This is a genomic window from Streptomyces canus (genome assembly GCF_030815415.1).
GTDB lineage: Bacteria > Actinomycetota > Actinomycetes > Streptomycetales > Streptomycetaceae > Streptomyces > Streptomyces canus_F.
Genome location: NZ_JAUSWW010000001.1, coordinates 4,934,645 through 4,950,341 on the forward strand (window position 1 = coordinate 4,934,645; position 15,697 = coordinate 4,950,341).

Genomic DNA, 15,697 nt, shown 5'->3' on the forward strand with positions numbered 1-15,697 from the left:
GCCCGACCCGGCTGCCTCAGCGGACCGTCGGGGACCCTTGACCGGGAACACTGAGGTACGGGCCCGCGTCCCGGGGGCCGTCCAGGCCCACCTGCGCGATGCGTACGCCCAGTTGCGTCCGGCTCGCCGCGCCCAGCGTCTCCGACAGCCGCGCGATGTGCGCCCGGCAGGTGCGGACGCTTATGCCGAGACGTTCCGCGATCACCGCGTCCTGGTGGCCCTCCGCCAGGAGTGCCGCGATGGACTGTTCGCGGTGGGAGATGCCCTCGATGCCCGTGTCGGGGAGCGGAGCGGTCAGCGGGATCGCGAGGCGCCACAGCCGCTCGAAGGTCGTGAACAGGTAGTTCACCAGCGCCGGGTGGCGCAGCTCCAGAGCCAGCGTGCGGTCCGGGCTCGCCGGGATGAAGGCGACCGTGCGGTCGAAGAGGATCAGCCGGTCGATGACCTCGTCGAGGGTCCGGGCCTCCACCGCGTCGCCCATCAGCTCCAGATAGTTCAGCAGGCCCTGGCCGTGCCGCGCCACATGCGTGTAGAGGTCACGCATCCGTACGCCCCGGCCGCGCAGCGCCAGCGCCCGGTGCAGGCCCTCCGTCAGCTCGTGTTCGGGGCGGATACCGCCCGGCTGCACGGTCAGGACCTCCGTCGTGCACGCCTCCGTCGCCGCGTCCATCGCGGCCTGGATCCGGGAGAGGCCGTCCAGGACCCGGATCGAGGAGCCCTCCGCGGCCGAGGAGCGCTGCTGCGGCGCAAGTCCCGCGTACCACTCGAAGGCGGCCACCGCCGACCCCATCCGCCGCTGACTCGCGCTCACCTCCTCGTGGACCCCGCGCAGCAGCCGTGTCATGACCTCCTGCGGGGAGGTCGGCACGAGCCAGTCCATGTCGTCGGGGTCCGGGTGCAGCAGCGCCAGCTCCAGCAGGCAGGGCACCGGTCCGGCGTCCTCGCGCGGCACGCGGCCGCGCCGTACGGCCCGGGAATACACGCGATCCCCGGCCTCGCACAGTCGGTCAGCACCGTGTGGGTGCTCGTCCGTCCCGTGCCCGGCCATCGCCCAGCCCACCCCCGTATCCAGCCTCTCGTGCCCGGCATGCGCGCGCTCGTGGCACCGACACACCCCTACGGGTCCGCAACTATGCGCGGACCGGTCCTGCTCCGCAACACGGCTCCGTCCCCTGTGACCGAGGGAAACCACCTGTATGCCCCCGATTATCCGCGCCTCCGCCCGTCGAGTTGCAACAAGCTGATGCTGGTGGGCCCTACCCACAGAAGGCCTCCGCAAAGGGAATCCGGCTCTCCGCGTACGCTGCCCGAAATCCACGGGTGATCGCCGCGTCACGTATCGCCTCTAACGTCCTTTCATGGCGGACATATTTGACGCGTACGCGTTGGCCCACGCGTGGGACGAGATGTTTGTGCGGCCGGGTGAGGTCAGGACCGCCTACGAGCCGGTGCTGGCGGCCCTGCAGCCGATCGAGCCGAGCGAACTGCGCTTCCGGGCCGACCAGATGGCCCGGGCGTTCACCGACCGGGGCGTGACGTACGCCTTCGCGGGCGAGGAGCGGCCCTGGCCGCTGGACCTGGTGCCGAGGATCCTCGAGGCCCTCGAATGGGATCTCGTACAACGCGGGGTGAGCCAGCGGGTGCGGGCCCTGGAGGCCTATCTCGCCGATGCCTACGGACACTGCCGGGCCTTCGAGGACGGTGTCGTGCCCTGGCGGCTGCTGCTCAACTCACCCCACTTCCACCGCGCGGCCCACGGGGTCGAACCACCCGGCGGGGTACGGATCCATGTGGCCGGAATCGACCTCGTACGGGACGAGGCCGGGGACTTCCGGGTGCTCGAGGACAACGTGCGGGTGCCCAGCGGGGTGTCGTACGTCATCGAGAACCGGCGGGCCATGACCCGGGTCTTCCCCTCCCTCTTCGCCGAGCAGCACGTCCTGCCCGTCGACGGGTACGGACAGAAGCTGCTCGCCGCCCTGCGCGCCGCCGCTCCCGGCGGTACGGCGGATCCCCGGGTCGTCGTGCTCACTCCGGGGCCCAGCAACGCGGCCTACTTCGAACACGCCCTGCTGGCCCGGCTGATGGGCGTGCAGCTCGTCGAGGGGCACGATCTGGCGTGCCGGAACAACCGGGTGTGGATGCGGACCACCCGCGGCGAGATGCCGGTCCATGTCGTATACCGGCGCCTCGACGACGACTTCCTCGATCCGCTGCACTTCCGGCCCGACTCGGTGATCGGCTGCCCGGGGATCATGAACGCGGCCATGGCGGGCAACGTCACCCTCGCCAACGCCGTCGGCAACGGCATCGCGGACGACAAGCTGCTCTACACGTACGTGCCGGACCTGATCCGGTACTACCTCGGCGAGGAGCCCGTCCTCCCCAACGTGGAGTCCTTCCGGCCCGACGAGCCGGGGCAGCTGGACGCCGTCCTCGACCAGATCGGCGAGCTCGTCATCAAGCCCGTCGACGGCGCCGGCGGCCAGGGCATCGTCATCGGGCCCAAGGCGGACAAGGAGACCCTGGAGCGGACCAGGAAGGCCGTCATCGCCGACCCGCGCGGTTACATCGCCCAGCGGCCCGTCGCCCTGTCCACCTCCCCCACCCTCGCCGGTGAGCGCATGGCACCCCGGCACATCGACCTCAGACCCTTCGCGGTCAACGACGGCCACGACATCTGGGTCCTGCCCGGCGGCCTCACCCGGGTTGCCCTCCAGGAGGGCAACCTGATCGTCAACTCCAGCCAGGGCGGCGGCTCCAAGGACACCTGGGTCCTCGCCGAGGGGCCCGCCGAGCATCCCGAGGAACCGAGCGCCGGGACGGCCCTGCCGGGCGTCGCACCCCGTCAGCTGGGTCCCGACGGCGCCCCCGCTGTCGTACAGGAAGGAGCGCAGCAGCAATGAGCGACGTGATCCTCTCCCGGATAGCCGAGGCGCTGACCTGGACCGGGCGGTATGTCGAGCGGGCGGACGCCACCGGGCGCATCCTCGACGCGTATCTGCACCGCATGCTGGAGGACCCCTGGCGCGACGAGGACGTGGCCTGCCGGTCGCTGTACGCGATCCTCGGCGTCGACGCGGGCGACGAGCGCGTCGACATGCAGCAGGTCCTCGACCAGCTCGCCTTCGACGCCCGTTCGACCTGCTCGATCGAGGGCGCGCTGGGCGCGGCGCGGCTGAACGCCCGCAGCGCCCGTGAGGCCGTCTCCTCCGAGATGTGGGAGTGCCTCAACTCCACCTGGCACGCGCTCGCCGACCAGCGGCGCGCGGCCCGCCGTACGGGCCCGTACGGCTATCTGGAGCTGGTACGCGCGCGTGCCGCGCTGTTCTTCGGGCTCGCCGACTCCACGATGAGCCGGGACGACAGCTGGCGGTTCGTGGTGCTGGGGCGCAGTCTCGAGCGGGTGGACATGACCGTGCGGCTGCTGTCCGTGCGAGTGCTGGACGCCGCGCACGCGCCCGACTGGACGACGCTGCTGAGCGCGTCCGGTGCCGACGAGGCGTACGCGCGCGTGCACAGCGGCTTCGGCGACAGCGCGCGGGTCGCCGAGTTCCTGCTCCTGGACCGGGGCTTCCCGCGCTCGGCACTGCACGCACTGACCACCGCGGAGGAGTGCCTCAGTGCCCTCGGCCGCCCTCGCCAGGACCCGGCGCGCCGTCCGATCGGCCGGCTGCGCACCCGCCTGGAGTACCTCGACTCGCATGCCCTCCAGGATCAACTCCCCGATCTGCTCCAGGACTTGCAACAGGCCTGCCTGCACTCGGCGGAGGGGGTCGCGGAGCGGTTCTTCCCGTACCAGGGGCCCGTGGTGTGGGCCCAGGAAGGAGCCTGACATGACCCGTCGCCTCCGCATCAAGCACATCACCCGCGTCGCGTACGCCCAGGCCGCCGTCTCCTCGCACAACGAGGTCCGTATGACGCCGCTGACGCTGCCGGGACAGACCACGCTGGACTCCCGGGTCACCGTCACCCCGGCCACCGCGACCTGGTCGTACTGGGACTACTGGGGCACCCAGGTCACCGGCTTCGACCTGATGGACCCCCACGCGGACCTCACCATCACGGCCTCCAGCCTGGTCGAGACGGCCCCGCCGGAACCGCTGCCGGCCGCTCCCGGCTGGCCGGAGGTGGCCGAACGGGCCAGGAGCTCGCGCCTGCTGGAGTTCGCCGGCCCCACGGTCCGTACGACGGTCCCGCCCAAGCTGCTGAAGAAGGCGCGGAAGGCCGCGGTGGGCCTCGACCCGCACGAGGCCGCCGTCGCCGTCTCCGCCCTGGTCGCGGACCGGGTCTCCTACCTCCCCGGCGCCACCAGCGTGAACACCTCCGCCGCCGAGGCCTGGGAGCAGGGCGCGGGCGTCTGCCAGGACATCACCCACCTCACCGTCGCCCTGCTGCGGGGCGTGGGGCTGCCGTCCCGGTACGTCTCCGGCTATCTCCACCCCGAACGGGACGCGGAGCTCCACCGGGCGGTCGCCGGGGAGAGCCACGCCTGGATCGAGTACTGGGCGGGCGACTGGTGCGGCTACGACCCCACCAACCGGACGCGGGCCGACGAGACGCACGTGGTCGTGGGACGCGGCCGGGACTACGACGACGTGACGCCCCACAAGGGCATCTACCGGGGCGTGCCGGGCGGACCGCCGGAGGTGACGGTGGAGTTCACCCGGGTGGCGTGAACGGGAGGCAGGGCCGGGCGGCGGATCCGGCCCTCCGCCCCGGCCCGGTGCCGTGGTCGCCGCTCGAAGCGCCCGGAACGTTCACTTCTCCCCGCCCGGGGCGCACAATCGCCCCTATGCCGACCGCACGCCTGATCCGTCGTACGGCCGCCCCCGTGCTCGCCCTGCTGCTGCTCACGGGCTGCGGGGGCGGGGACTCCGGCGGGTCGACGCCGTCCTCCGCGTCCCCCTCCCAGAGCCCCTCACGGGCGTACAAGGACGGCCATCTCACCTTCACCGTCCTGTCGTTGCGCTGCGGCATCACGGGGGTGACCGGGTCACACGCCGACGCGCCGCCGCAGGGGCAGTTCTGTGCCGCCCGGCTGCGGGTGGAGAACCGGGACCCGAACTACCACGTCTACGAGTCGGCACGGCAGCACCTCGCGGGCGTCAGCGGCGACCGGGCCCGGCCCGACTCCTTCGCGATGGCGGTACGGCGTCAGTCGGACACGGTGAAGCTCGGCGGCCACACCCTCATGGAGGTCGAGCTCTGGTACGACGTCCCCAAGGACGCGAAGGCCACCGGTCTGCGCGTCTCGGGGGACGACGACCCGTCCAGCTTCACCAGCACCAAGCCGATCGGACGGGCGCCGAACGGGGTGCTGGTGCCGATGAAGCCGCTGGCCGGCAATTGAGCGGCCGGCCTACTTGAGCTTGATCGCCGCGCAGTCCGCCGCGTACTTGGCGGTGCAGATCTGGTCCACCGTGTAGATGCCGTCCGCGACGACCGTGCTCTTGATGTTCGCCCGCGTCAGCGCGGACACCGTCACCAGCTGCGCCGGGATGCCCTTGTCGGTGGGGCTGTCGACGGAGTCCTGGGTGAGGGAGTCGAACAGGATGCCCTTGCCCTGGACCTTGGCCACGGCCATCTCCGCGGCGGCCTCGGCCTCCAGCGGGTAGGACTTGTACACGCTCATGTACTGATCGCCGGCGACGATCCGCTGCACAGCGGTCAGTTCCGCGTCCTGACCGGTGATCGGCGGCAGCTTGGTGATGCCCGCCTCCTCCATGGCCTCGATGGCGGCGCCGGCCATGGCGTCGTTGGCGGAGTAGACGGCGGCGATGTTGTCCTTGCCGATCGCCTCGATCGCCTCGGTCATGTCCTTCTTGGCGATCTCCGGCTTCCAGCCGTCGACGTCGTACTTCTTGGCGATCGTCACCTTGCCGTTGATCTCGGAGAGCGCGCCCGCCTTGAACTGGCCCGCGTTCGGGTCGGAGGGCGAGCCGTTGATCATCACGATCTTGTCGGAGGTGTCGATGTCCGAGCCCAGCGACTCGACGAGGGTGCGGCCCTGCACCTCGCCGACGAGTTCGTTGTCGAAGGAGACGTACGCGTCGATGGGACCCTCGGCGAGACGGTCGTAGGCGATGACGGGGATGCCCGCGTCCTTGGCCTTCTTCACCGTCGACGCGATCTTCTTGGAGTCCACGGCGTCCAGCAGGATGACGTCGACCTTCTCGTCGATCATCTTCTGCATCTGGGTCGCCTGCTTGTCGGCGTCGGCCTCGCCGTTGGCGTAGACCGTGTTGCCCTTCTTGTCGGTGAGCTCGGCGACCTTCTTCTGGATGATCGGGTAGTCGAACTCCTCGTACCGCGAGTTGGTCCGCTCCGGCATCAGCACGCCCACCGTGACGTCGTCGCCCTTGGTGGGACTCGCGTCGGCACTGCCCCCCGAGACTCCCAGCGCCCCGCAGGCGGAGAGCGAGAGGGCCATCGATGACACAGCCACGCACAGGGCGGTACGACGCATTGGGGAGCTCACTATCTGGTGCCTTCCGGACTCGGGCGCATATTGCGCACCCAGGTGAAGGAAGCCAACGCGGCCTTCACCTATCAGTCAAGAAGCAACCGTCAAATGAGACAGCAACGTTAACGCGTGTAGCTTCTGTGCAGATACGTGGCACTCGAGCGGAACCGAACCCTAGCCCCCGGACGACTGGACAGTCAGAGCACCGAACTCCTGACGACCCCATGAGGACCGTATGACCATCAGCGAAAGCTCTGTCACGGACACCCTCTTCGGCCCGCTCACCGTCCGCCTGGACTCCTGGCGGGGTGAAGTCGTCGTCGAGGGCGAGGCGATACCGCGGGTCGTGCTGAGCCGGGCGACCGGCACCAAGGACGACGGGGAGACCCCCATCGGTACCCGGAACGCCGGTCTGCTCATCCTCAGCGTCGGCGGCGAGGCGGCCGCGCTGGCACCCGGCCGGGGACGGCTGATCCGGCGTTCGTACCGGGTCGACGTCCGGCACGCGGGCCGGCACTGGCGGCTGGTGCCCCACTCCATGCCGGACAGCCGCCTCCTGCGCGACGGCCGGCGGCTGGGCGACTTCCACTCGAAGGGCGGCGGCGAGGTGAAGGCCGCCGAATGGCGGTCGGACGCCAAGCCGGACGCCATGGACGCGGCCGTCGGCTACGCGCTGGCCGCCGCCTTCGGCACGGGCGCGGAGTCCATGTGGGCGACGGCCGCCGACCTGGTCTTCGACGCGTTTCCCTGAGATACGCCGTACAACCAATCGGGGCCCTTGCCGGTCCTGATGCGACGACGGTGATCTCTCCCGTCGTCGGACAGGACCGAAGGACCGCATGAACCCAGCCAGACGTACGACCGCGGCTGCCGCGACCGCCGTCGTACTCGCCACCGCGGGCACCCTGCTCACGCTCACGCCCGCCTCCGCCGCGACCACCTGCACCTCGCCGGTCTTCAAGCGGCAGTTCTGGACCTGGAACACCGGCGACGCCCCCGACTACGCCGGTGCCCGCTAGATCAACGGCGTCTGCTGGGACGTCTCCGGTGCCTCCGAGACGACGGACACCGAGCGCCCGGCCCCGGTGCGGGACCTGGCCGCCGAGCAGATCCCGCTCGGGGTACGCCTGACCTGGACGCCGCCGGCCGACGACGACGTCACGGGCTACAAGGTGTGGCAGGGCGTCACGGACCCGGAGACCGGCGAGACGGTCTGGGACCAGAACTGCTGGACGGGTGACTCCCTGGCCCGCGTCGTCCGCCTGGACGCCGCCGGCGCGGAGGCCGCCTCCACGCCGATGGCATACGGCATCTGGGACTCCTGGCTCTGAGCCCGCGCACGTGAAGGGGCCCGGAGGTTCATCCCTCCGGGCCCCTGTCACATGCCTGCGTCGTCAGTCCTGCCGCCCCTTGGGACGCCACACCACCAACGCGCTGGTCTGCTGCACTTCCTGATACGGCACCAGGTCACGGCGGTACGACGCGTGCACCGCCGCCTCCCGCTGCTGCATCGCCGCGGCGGCACCGTCGAGGGCGGCCTCCATCTCGGCGAGGCGGGACTGCAGCGCGGCGACCTGGTTCTCCAGTTCGATGATGCGCTTGATGCCGGCGAGGTTGATGCCCTCGTCCTGCGACAACGCCTGCACCGCGCGGAGCAGTTCGATGTCGCGGGCCGAGTAGCGGCGGCCGCGGCCGGCGGTGCGGTCGGGGGAGACCAGGCCCAGGCGGTCGTACTGGCGCAGGGTCTGCGGATGCAGGCCCGAGAGCTGGGCCGCCACCGAGATGACGTAGACCGGGGTCTCCTCGGTCAGTTCATACGGATTGCGTCGACGGCCGTCCATCTCGATCAAGCTCCCTTCGCCGCCTGGAACAGCTCCGCCCGCGGGTCCTCACCCGCGGTCGCCTCGCGATACGCCTCGAGTGCGTCACGAGCCTTCCCCGTCAGGTCCGTCGGGACACTCACCTCGACGGTGACCAGAAGGTCGCCGCGGGTGCCGTCCTTGCGGACCGCGCCCTTGCCCCGGGCGCGCATGGTGCGGCCGTTGGGCGTACCCGGCGGCAGCTTCAGCGTGACGGCGGGGCCGCCCAGCGTGGGGACCCTGACCTCGCCGCCGAGGGCCGCCTCGGTGAACGTGACGGGGACCGTGACCGTGAGGTTGTCGTCCTTGCGGCCGAAGACCGGGTGCGTGTCGACGTGCACGGTGACGTACAGGTCGCCGGCCGGGCCGCCGCGCTCGCCCGGCGCGCCCTTGCCGCGCAGCCGGATCCGCTGACCGTCCGTCACCCCGGCGGGGATGCGGACCTGCATGGTCCGGGAGGACTTGGCGCGGCCGCTGCCCTTGCACTCCAGGCAGGGGTGCTCGGCCATCAGTCCGCGGCCCTTGCAGTCCGGGCACGGGTCGGTGAGGGAGAAGCCGCCGCCGGAGCCCCGCGCCACCTGGCCGGTGCCGACACAGGTCGGGCACACGCGCGGTGTGCCGTTCTTGTCGCCGGTGCCGGAGCAGGCCTTGCACGGGGACTGCGAGGACATCCGCAGCGGCACCGTGGCACCCTCGATGGCCTCGGTGAAGCTCAGCGTGACCTCGGTGTCGATGTCCTGGCCGCGCCGGGGCTGGGTACGGGTCGTGCCCGTACCGCCCCGGTTGAACAGGCCCCCGAACACGTCGCCGATCCCGCCGCCGAAGCCACCGGAACCCCCGGCGCCACCGCCCTGCGCGCCGCCTCCGAAGAGATCGCCCAGGTCGAAGTTGAAGGAGCCGCCGCCCGCGCCCGGCCCCGGGCGGAAGCCGCCGTTGCCGAAGAGGGCGCGGGCCTCGTCGTACTCCTTGCGCTTCTTGGGGTCACCGAGGACGTCGTTCGCCTCGGAGATCTCCTTGAAGCGCTCCTCGGCCTTGACGTTGCCCTTGTTGGCGTCCGGGTGGAACTCGCGGGCGAGTTTCCGGTACGCCTTCTTGATCTCGGCCTCGGTGGCGTCCTTGGGGACGCCGAGGACCTTGTAGAAGTCCTTCTCGATGAAGTCCTTGGTGCTCATCCTCGACGCGCCCCCTTCCTGGTGTCCCGCTCAGTGGTGACCTCAGCCCTCCTCAGGGCCGTTGTCCTTGTCGTCCTCGGCCTGGGAGTCCTCCTCGGCCTTGACCGTCTGCGCGCCCGGCTGCGGTTCGGCGACGGCCACCCGCGCGGGGCGGATGGTGCGCTCGCCGATGCGATACCCGGGCTGCAGGATCGCCACGCACGTCGTCTCGGTGACGTCCGGCGCGTAACTGTGCATCAGGGCCTCGTGGATGGTCGGGTCGAAGGGCTCGCCCTCCTTGCCGAACTGCTGCAGACCCATCTTCGCCGCGACGGTCTCCAGCGACTCCCCGACGGACTTGAATCCGCCGACGAACTCGCCGTGGTCCCGCGCGCGCCCGATGTCGTCGAGCACGGGCAGGAGTTCGGTCAGGAGGTTCGCGACGGCGATCTCCTTGACCGTGATCCGGTCCCGCTCCACGCGGCGGCGGTAGTTCTGGAACTCGGCCTGGAGCCGCTGGAGGTCCGCGGTGCGCTCTTCGAGCGCCTTGCGGGCCTGGTCCAGCTGGGCCGTCAGACCGGCGATCTGTGCTGTTGCGTCCCCGGCCGGGGCCGCCCCCTCCTGGGGGGCGGCCTTCGGCTCGGCGTCGTCGGGGGTCGCGCCGGAGGGGACGTCGGGCTTCTCCTCGAAGCCCGGGGTCTCCTCGGTCACGCGGCACCGTCCTTGCGCTCGTCGTCCACGATCTCGGCATCGACGACGTCGTCGTCGGCCTTGCTCTGAGAGGAGCCTTCACCGGTCTCGGCGCCGCCCCCCGCGGCCTGCGCGGCTTGGGCGTCGGCGTACATGGCCTGGCCGACCTTCTGCGAGACGGCCGCGACCTTCTCGGTGGCGGTGCGGATCTCGGCGGTGTCCTCGCCCTTGAGCGCGGTCTTCAGCTCCTCGACGGCGGCCTCGACCTCGGTCTTGACCTCGGCGGGGACCTTGTCCTCGTTGTCCTTGAGGAACTTCTCCGTCTGGTAGACGAGCTGCTCGCCCTGGTTGCGGGACTCGGCGGCCTCGCGGCGGGCGTGGTCCTCCTCCGCGTACTTCTCGGCCTCTTCGCGCATCCGGTTGACCTCGTCCTTCGGCAGCGAGGAGCCACCGGTGACGGTCATCTTCTGCTCCTTGCCCGTGCCGAGGTCCTTCGCGGTCACGTGCATGATGCCGTTGGCGTCGATGTCGAAGGCGACCTCGATCTGCGGGACACCGCGCGGGGCCGGCGGCAGACCGGTCAGCTCGAACATCCCGAGCTTCTTGTTGTACGCCGCGATCTCGCGCTCGCCCTGGTAGACCTGGATCTGCACGGAGGGCTGGTTGTCCTCGGCGGTGGTGAAGATCTCGGACCGCTTGGTCGGGATCGTCGTGTTCCGCTCGATGAGCTTGGTCATGATGCCGCCCTTGGTCTCGATACCAAGCGACAGCGGCGTGACGTCGAGGAGCAGGACGTCCTTGACCTCACCCTTGAGGACACCGGCCTGGAGGGCGGCGCCGATGGCGACGACCTCGTCCGGGTTGACGCCCTTGTTGGCGTCCTTGCCGCCGGTGAGCTCGCGCACGAGCTCGGCCACGGCGGGCATACGGGTGGAGCCACCGACGAGGACGACGTGGTCGATCTCGTTGATGGAGACGCCGGCGTCCTTCATGACGTTGAAGAACGGGGTCTTGCAGCGCTCCAGGAGGTCCGCGGTCAGCTGCTGGAACTGAGCCCGGGTGAGCTTCTCGTCCAGGTGCAGCGGGCCCTCGGCGGAGGCGGTGATGTAGGGCAGGTTGATCGAGGTCTCGGTGGAGCTCGACAGCTCGATCTTGGCCTTCTCGGCGGCCTCGCGGAGGCGCTGGAGGGCCATCTTGTCCTTGGCGAGGTCCACGCCGTGGCCGGCCTTGAACTGCTGCACCAGGTAGTCGACGACGCGCTGGTCCCAGTCGTCACCACCGAGGTGGTTGTCGCCGTTGGTGGCCTTCACCTCGACGACGCCGTCGCCGATCTCCAGGAGGGACACGTCGAAGGTGCCGCCACCGAGGTCGAAGACGAGGATCGTCTGGTCGTCCTTGTCGAGGCCGTACGCGAGCGCGGCCGCGGTGGGCTCGTTGACGATACGAAGGACGTTGAGACCGGCGATCTCGCCGGCTTCCTTCGTCGCCTGACGCTCGGAGTCGTTGAAGTACGCCGGGACGGTGATGACCGCGTCGGTCACCTTCTCGCCCAGGTACGACTCGGCGTCGCGCTTCAGCTTCTGCAGGATGAACGCGGACATCTGCTGCGGGTTGAAGGGCTTCCCGTCGAGCTCGACCTTCCAGTCCGTGCCCATGTGGCGCTTGACGGAGCGGATGGTCCGGTCCACGTTCGTGACCGCCTGGCGCTTGGCGACCTCGCCGACCAGCACCTCGCCGTTCTTCGCGAAGGCGACGACGGACGGCGTGGTCCTGGCACCCTCGGCGTTGGTGATGACGGTGGGCTCGCCGCCCTCCAGAACGCTGACGACCGAGTTCGTCGTGCCCAGGTCGATGCCGACCGCACGTGCCATGGTGATTTCCTCCAGCTGACTTGAGTGGAACGGACTCAAGTGTGCATGACGTCCGCCGCTCGGTCAACAGACCTGAGTCAGGGAGGCTCAACTCTTATCCGTTCCTTACACGCAACCGAGCCCTGACCTGCGCGGACGGCTTCGCGCGGAGGAGTGCGAGTACCACGATCAGGGCACCCGCGGCCACCCAGAGGGCCCCCGACTCCGCGAGCCACCCGAGGTGCACGAGGACCCCGACGAGTACCCCGCAGAAGGCTCCCGCACCGAGGACGACGATCACGCCCTGCGGAGTGAGCCCGAGCCGTCTGAGCCGGTGGGCGAGGTGGCCGGTGCCGGTGCCGCGGCGGGTCAGGGCGACGAGGAGGACCTCGGCGGCGATCAGGGCCGTCAGCGCGAACAGCACCGCCGCGCTGGAGCCGAGCCCGTAGCCGGCCCGGGTCTCCACCGCGGCCGAGGCGAGCACGAACCCGGCGAAGAGCGAGCCGCACGAACCGAGCCCCACGCGCGCGGGCGGCCAGTTGTGCATGAGGAACCCGGTCAGCGCGGCGGCCAGCACGCTCAGCAGCACCGCGAGCCCGTCCATCACCTCGGCCGCGGCACAGGCGCCGGCCCCGAAAGCGGTGACGACCCCGACGGCCCCCGCGAGACCGTCGGCATGGTCCAGGGCCCGGAAGCCGACGGTGACGAGGGCGATCCAGCAGACGGCGAGGAGTCCTCCGGCGACACCGGTCTCCGCGTACGGCACGACACAGGCCGCCGCCACCGCCGTACCGGCGACCAGCGCCCGCGCCTTGACCCGCCGTACGTCCGCGAACAGCCCCAGCGCGGCGAGCACGGCCCCGGCGACGAGCAGCCCGCCGACGCCGGAGCCGAGGGGCGCGACACCGGTCCGGTCCCCCACGACCGCCACCAGGCAGGTCGCGAGCACCACCGCCACACCCCCGGACAGCGGCACCTTGCGGTGCTGCCGCCGTCGGTCGACGACCCCGAGCCGCAGGGCGGCCGTGCGGAGCAGTGCGGTGAGGACGGTGGCGAGAAGGAGGGCGGTCGTGGCGGCTGCGATCCCGTAGAGCACAGGTCTAAATTAGGGGCGAATGTATCAATTTGGTACGAATAACACGGTCAGTTCTTAAGGCAACCCTCAGCGACATAGATCACCGCACGCCTGGCTACAGTGCGAGAGACGATGCGGGTACTCTCGTAGAACTGCATAAGTTACCGCTTAGTAATCTCGCTCGACCCCGCTCGAAAGAACCCCATCGCAGGCCCGAGGAGCCCCGACATGCAACTCGCCGCGATCATCGTGTCGCTGGTCCTGACCGTGGTCGGCGCGGCATTGTTCGCACGCGTCATCGCGCAGTTCGTCCGGTTTTTCATGCTCGGCCAGCCCCTGCCCGCCGGCACCCGGATCGACAACCCCTACCAGCGCAGTGTGACGCTGGTGAAGGAGTTCCTCGGCCACACGCGGATGAACCGCTGGGGGATCGTGGGCTTCGCCCACTGGTTCGTGGCGATGGGCTTCCTGACGCTGATCCCGATCCTGGGCCAGGCCCTGGGCCAGCTCTTCCAGGCCGACTTCGTCCTCCCGGTCATCGGCGGCTGGCTGCCCTGGGAGATGTACGTCGAGTTCATCACCGTGATGACCGGCCTCGGCATCGCCGTGCTCATCGCGATCCGCCTGCTGAACCTGCCCTCGCGCCCGGGCCGCAAGTCCCGCTTCGCGGGCTCCAAGGCCTGGCAGGCGTACTTCGTCGAGTACGTCATCCTCACCATCGGCATCGTGATCTACGTGCTGCGCGGCCTCGAGGGCGCGATGCACCACGTGGACCACTACGAGGCCGCGTTCTTCGCCTCGTACCCGCTGGTCGCCGCCTTCCGGACGCTCGACGTCCCCACGCTCCAGACGCTGGTCTACCTCTTCGCCGGCATCAAGGTCAGCGTCTCGTTCATCTGGATGATCGTCGTCTCGCTGAACGCCAGCATGAGCGTCGCCTGGCACCGCTTCCTCGCGTTCCCGAACATCTGGTTCAAGCGCAACGCGGACGGCTCCACCGCACTCGGCGGCCTGCAGCCCATGACCTCCGGCGGCAAGCCGATCGACTTCACCGACCCGGGCGAGGACGACGTCTTCGGCGTCTCCCAGGTCGAGCAGTTCTCCTGGAAGGGCCTCCTGGACTTCTCGACCTGCACCGAGTGCGGTCGCTGCCAGTCGCAGTGCCCGGCCTGGAACACCGGCAAGCCGCTCTCCCCGAAGCTGCTGATCATGTCGCTGCGGGACCACTCGCACGCCAAGGCGCCCTACCTGCTGGCGGGCGGCGGCAAGACGATGGAGGGCGAGGAGAAGGCGTCCGAGGAGCAGCTGGCCGGTGTGCCCGCCGCGGCTCTGGCGGAGGCCGAGCGCCCGCTGATCGGCACCGCCGAGGAGAACGGCGTCATCGACCCGGACGTCCTGTGGTCCTGCACCACCTGCGGCGCCTGTGTCGAGCAGTGCCCCGTCGACATCGAGCACGTCGACCACATCGTCGACATGCGCCGCTACCAGGTGATGATCGAGTCCGCGTTCCCGTCCGAGGCGGGCACGATGCTCAAGAACCTGGAGAAGAAGGGCAACCCCTGGGGCCTGGCCAAGAAGCAGCGCCTGGAGTGGCTCAAGGAACTCGACTTCGAGGTGCCGGTCGTCGGCAAGGACATCGAGGACCTGTCCGAGGTCGAGTACCTGTACTGGGTCGGCTGCGCGGGCTCCCTGGAGGACCGCGCCAAGAAGACCACCAAGGCCTTCGCGGAACTGCTCCACATCGCGGGCGTCAAGTTCGCGATCATGGGCGGCGACGAGAAGTGCACCGGTGACTCGGCCCGCCGCCTCGGCAACGAGCCGCTGTTCCAGGAACTCGGCATGGAGAACGTCGCCGCGCTGAACATGGCCTTCGGCGAGGACGACGAGGACCCGGCGACGAAGAAGCCTCGGTCGGCGAAGAAGATCGTCGCCACCTGCCCGCACTGCCTGAACACGATCGGCAACGAGTACCCGCAGCTCGGCGGCGACTACGAGACCATCCACCACACCCAGCTGCTCCAGCACCTCATCGACGAGGGCAAGCTGCTCCCGGTGACCCCGGTCGACGGCCTCATCACCTACCACGACCCCTGCTACCTGGGCCGTCACAACAAGATCTACACGCCCCCGCGCGAGATCATGTCGGCCGTCCCGGGCCTGCGCCAGCAGGAGATGCACCGCCACAAGGAGCGCGGCTTCTGCTGCGGCGCCGGTGGTGCGCGGATGTGGATGGAGGAGCGGATCGGCAAGCGCATCAACAACGAGCGCGTCGACGAAGCCCTCTCCCTCAACCCCGACATCGTCTCCACGGCCTGCCCGTTCTGCCTCGTCATGCTGACCGACTCGGTCAACGGCAAGAAGAACGAGGGCAAGGCCAAGGAGTCCGTCACGGTCGTCGACGTGGCCCAGCTCCTGCTGGAGTCCGTGAAGACCCCGGTGGACCCGGAAGACGCGACGGAGACGGAGCCCGCCCCGGAATCGGAACCGGTGAAGTAGCCCGTACGCCACTGCGACGCCCCCCACGCCCACCTGGGCGTGGGGGGCGTCGCTGTTCGGATGCGGCCCAGGCGCCCGGCGATGTCACTGGCGAGGCCGCCGTCTTGTCG

15 protein-coding genes are annotated in these 15,697 nt (G+C 70.0%); 8 read left to right on the plus strand and 7 right to left on the minus strand.

The genetic code is table 11. The features are described 5' to 3' along the window. Positions 1–16: 16 nt before the first annotated feature. A complete protein-coding gene (locus tag QF037_RS22780) occupies positions 17–1,048 on the minus strand; it encodes a helix-turn-helix transcriptional regulator (protein WP_307028077.1) in 1,032 nt (343 codons plus the stop codon). A 310-nt stretch (positions 1,049–1,358) separates the two neighbouring features. Here QF037_RS22780 and QF037_RS22785 point away from each other — a divergent pair, with 310 nt between their 5' ends. The 4 genes from QF037_RS22785 to QF037_RS22800 all read left to right on the plus strand — a co-directional run bounded on the left by QF037_RS22785 (position 1,359) and on the right by QF037_RS22800 (position 5,353). Next, positions 1,359–2,906, plus strand: a complete 1,548-nt coding sequence (locus QF037_RS22785; RefSeq protein WP_307028079.1) for a circularly permuted type 2 ATP-grasp protein — start codon at positions 1,359–1,361, stop codon at positions 2,904–2,906. Then, positions 2,903–3,835, plus strand: a complete 933-nt coding sequence (locus tag QF037_RS22790) for an alpha-E domain-containing protein (protein WP_307028081.1) — start codon at positions 2,903–2,905, stop codon at positions 3,833–3,835. Before QF037_RS22785 ends, QF037_RS22790 begins: the two co-directional genes overlap by 4 nt. A 1-nt stretch (position 3,836) precedes the next feature. Continuing rightward, positions 3,837–4,679 (plus strand): transglutaminase family protein, encoded by an 843-nt coding sequence (locus QF037_RS22795; RefSeq protein WP_307028083.1) that lies wholly within the window; start codon positions 3,837–3,839, stop codon positions 4,677–4,679. A gap of 116 nt (positions 4,680–4,795) precedes the next feature. After that, positions 4,796–5,353, plus strand: coding sequence for a DUF4352 domain-containing protein (locus QF037_RS22800; protein WP_307028085.1), 558 nt, complete (start codon positions 4,796–4,798; stop codon positions 5,351–5,353). Positions 5,354–5,362: 9 nt separating this feature from the next. Here QF037_RS22800 and QF037_RS22805 read toward each other — a convergent pair whose 3' ends face one another. Further along, on the minus strand, positions 5,363–6,469 hold the full coding sequence (locus QF037_RS22805) for a sugar ABC transporter substrate-binding protein (RefSeq protein ID WP_307028087.1): 1,107 nt from the start codon (positions 6,467–6,469) through the stop codon (positions 5,363–5,365). A gap of 232 nt (positions 6,470–6,701) precedes the next feature. On the opposite strand from QF037_RS22805, the gene QF037_RS22810 reads away from it, so the two are divergent. From QF037_RS22810 to QF037_RS22820, 3 genes are all read left to right on the plus strand, one after another. After that, positions 6,702–7,217 carry a hypothetical protein gene (locus tag QF037_RS22810; protein WP_307028089.1) on the plus strand — a complete coding sequence of 172 codons (516 nt, stop codon included), beginning with the start codon at positions 6,702–6,704 and terminating at the stop codon, positions 7,215–7,217. A gap of 88 nt (positions 7,218–7,305) precedes the next feature. Continuing rightward, complete coding sequence (locus QF037_RS22815) at positions 7,306–7,485, plus strand: hypothetical protein (protein ID WP_307028091.1); 180 nt, start codon at positions 7,306–7,308, stop codon at positions 7,483–7,485. 66 nt (positions 7,486–7,551) lie between these two features. Beyond that, entirely contained in the window at positions 7,552–7,797 is a 246-nt protein-coding gene (locus QF037_RS22820) for a hypothetical protein (protein ID WP_307028093.1), read from the plus strand. 63 nt (positions 7,798–7,860) lie between these two features. On the opposite strand, the gene QF037_RS22825 is transcribed toward QF037_RS22820, so the two are convergent. The 5 genes from QF037_RS22825 to QF037_RS22845 form a co-directional block, all read right to left on the minus strand. Beyond that, on the minus strand, positions 7,861–8,307 hold the full coding sequence (locus tag QF037_RS22825) for a heat shock protein transcriptional repressor HspR (RefSeq protein ID WP_307028096.1): 447 nt from the start codon (positions 8,305–8,307) through the stop codon (positions 7,861–7,863). A 5-nt stretch (positions 8,308–8,312) separates the two neighbouring features. Then, positions 8,313–9,497, minus strand: coding sequence for a molecular chaperone DnaJ (gene dnaJ / locus QF037_RS22830; RefSeq protein ID WP_307028098.1), 1,185 nt, complete (start codon positions 9,495–9,497; stop codon positions 8,313–8,315). 42 nt (positions 9,498–9,539) lie between these two features. Further along, on the minus strand, positions 9,540–10,187 hold the full coding sequence (gene grpE, locus QF037_RS22835; RefSeq protein ID WP_307028100.1) for a nucleotide exchange factor GrpE: 648 nt from the start codon (positions 10,185–10,187) through the stop codon (positions 9,540–9,542). After that, on the minus strand, positions 10,184–12,037 hold the full coding sequence (dnaK, locus tag QF037_RS22840; protein ID WP_307028102.1) for a molecular chaperone DnaK: 1,854 nt from the start codon (positions 12,035–12,037) through the stop codon (positions 10,184–10,186). Before dnaK ends, grpE begins: the two co-directional genes overlap by 4 nt. 94 nt (positions 12,038–12,131) lie before the next feature. Further along, positions 12,132–13,112, minus strand: a complete 981-nt coding sequence (locus tag QF037_RS22845) for an MraY family glycosyltransferase (RefSeq protein WP_307028104.1) — start codon at positions 13,110–13,112, stop codon at positions 12,132–12,134. Between the two features lie 207 nt (positions 13,113–13,319). Between QF037_RS22845 and QF037_RS22850 the strand changes: the two genes are divergently transcribed. Continuing rightward, a complete protein-coding gene (locus QF037_RS22850; protein ID WP_307028107.1) occupies positions 13,320–15,587 on the plus strand; it encodes a (Fe-S)-binding protein in 2,268 nt (755 codons plus the stop codon). Positions 15,588–15,697: the final 110 nt, after the last annotated feature.

Excerpts from the sequence above, each read along its gene's own strand:
- QF037_RS22800 (WP_307028085.1), top strand. The coding sequence starts at position 4,796 with ATGCCGACCGCACGCCTGATCCGTCGTACGGCCGCCCCCGTGCTCGCC.
- QF037_RS22815 (WP_307028091.1), top strand. The coding sequence starts at position 7,306 with ATGAACCCAGCCAGACGTACGACCGCGGCTGCCGCGACCGCCGTCGTA.
- QF037_RS22780 (WP_307028077.1), bottom strand. The coding sequence starts at position 1,048 with ATGGCCGGGCACGGGACGGACGAGCACCCACACGGTGCTGACCGACTG.
- QF037_RS22810 (WP_307028089.1), top strand. The coding sequence starts at position 6,702 with ATGACCATCAGCGAAAGCTCTGTCACGGACACCCTCTTCGGCCCGCTC.
- dnaK (WP_307028102.1), bottom strand. The coding sequence starts at position 12,037 with ATGGCACGTGCGGTCGGCATCGACCTGGGCACGACGAACTCGGTCGTC.
- QF037_RS22850 (WP_307028107.1), top strand. The coding sequence starts at position 13,320 with ATGCAACTCGCCGCGATCATCGTGTCGCTGGTCCTGACCGTGGTCGGC.
- QF037_RS22825 (WP_307028096.1), bottom strand. The coding sequence starts at position 8,307 with ATGGACGGCCGTCGACGCAATCCGTATGAACTGACCGAGGAGACCCCG.
- QF037_RS22795 (WP_307028083.1), top strand. The coding sequence starts at position 3,837 with ATGACCCGTCGCCTCCGCATCAAGCACATCACCCGCGTCGCGTACGCC.
- QF037_RS22790 (WP_307028081.1), top strand. The coding sequence starts at position 2,903 with ATGAGCGACGTGATCCTCTCCCGGATAGCCGAGGCGCTGACCTGGACC.
- QF037_RS22785 (WP_307028079.1), top strand. The coding sequence starts at position 1,359 with ATGGCGGACATATTTGACGCGTACGCGTTGGCCCACGCGTGGGACGAG.
- dnaJ (WP_307028098.1), bottom strand. The coding sequence starts at position 9,497 with ATGAGCACCAAGGACTTCATCGAGAAGGACTTCTACAAGGTCCTCGGC.
- QF037_RS22805 (WP_307028087.1), bottom strand. The coding sequence starts at position 6,469 with ATGCGTCGTACCGCCCTGTGCGTGGCTGTGTCATCGATGGCCCTCTCG.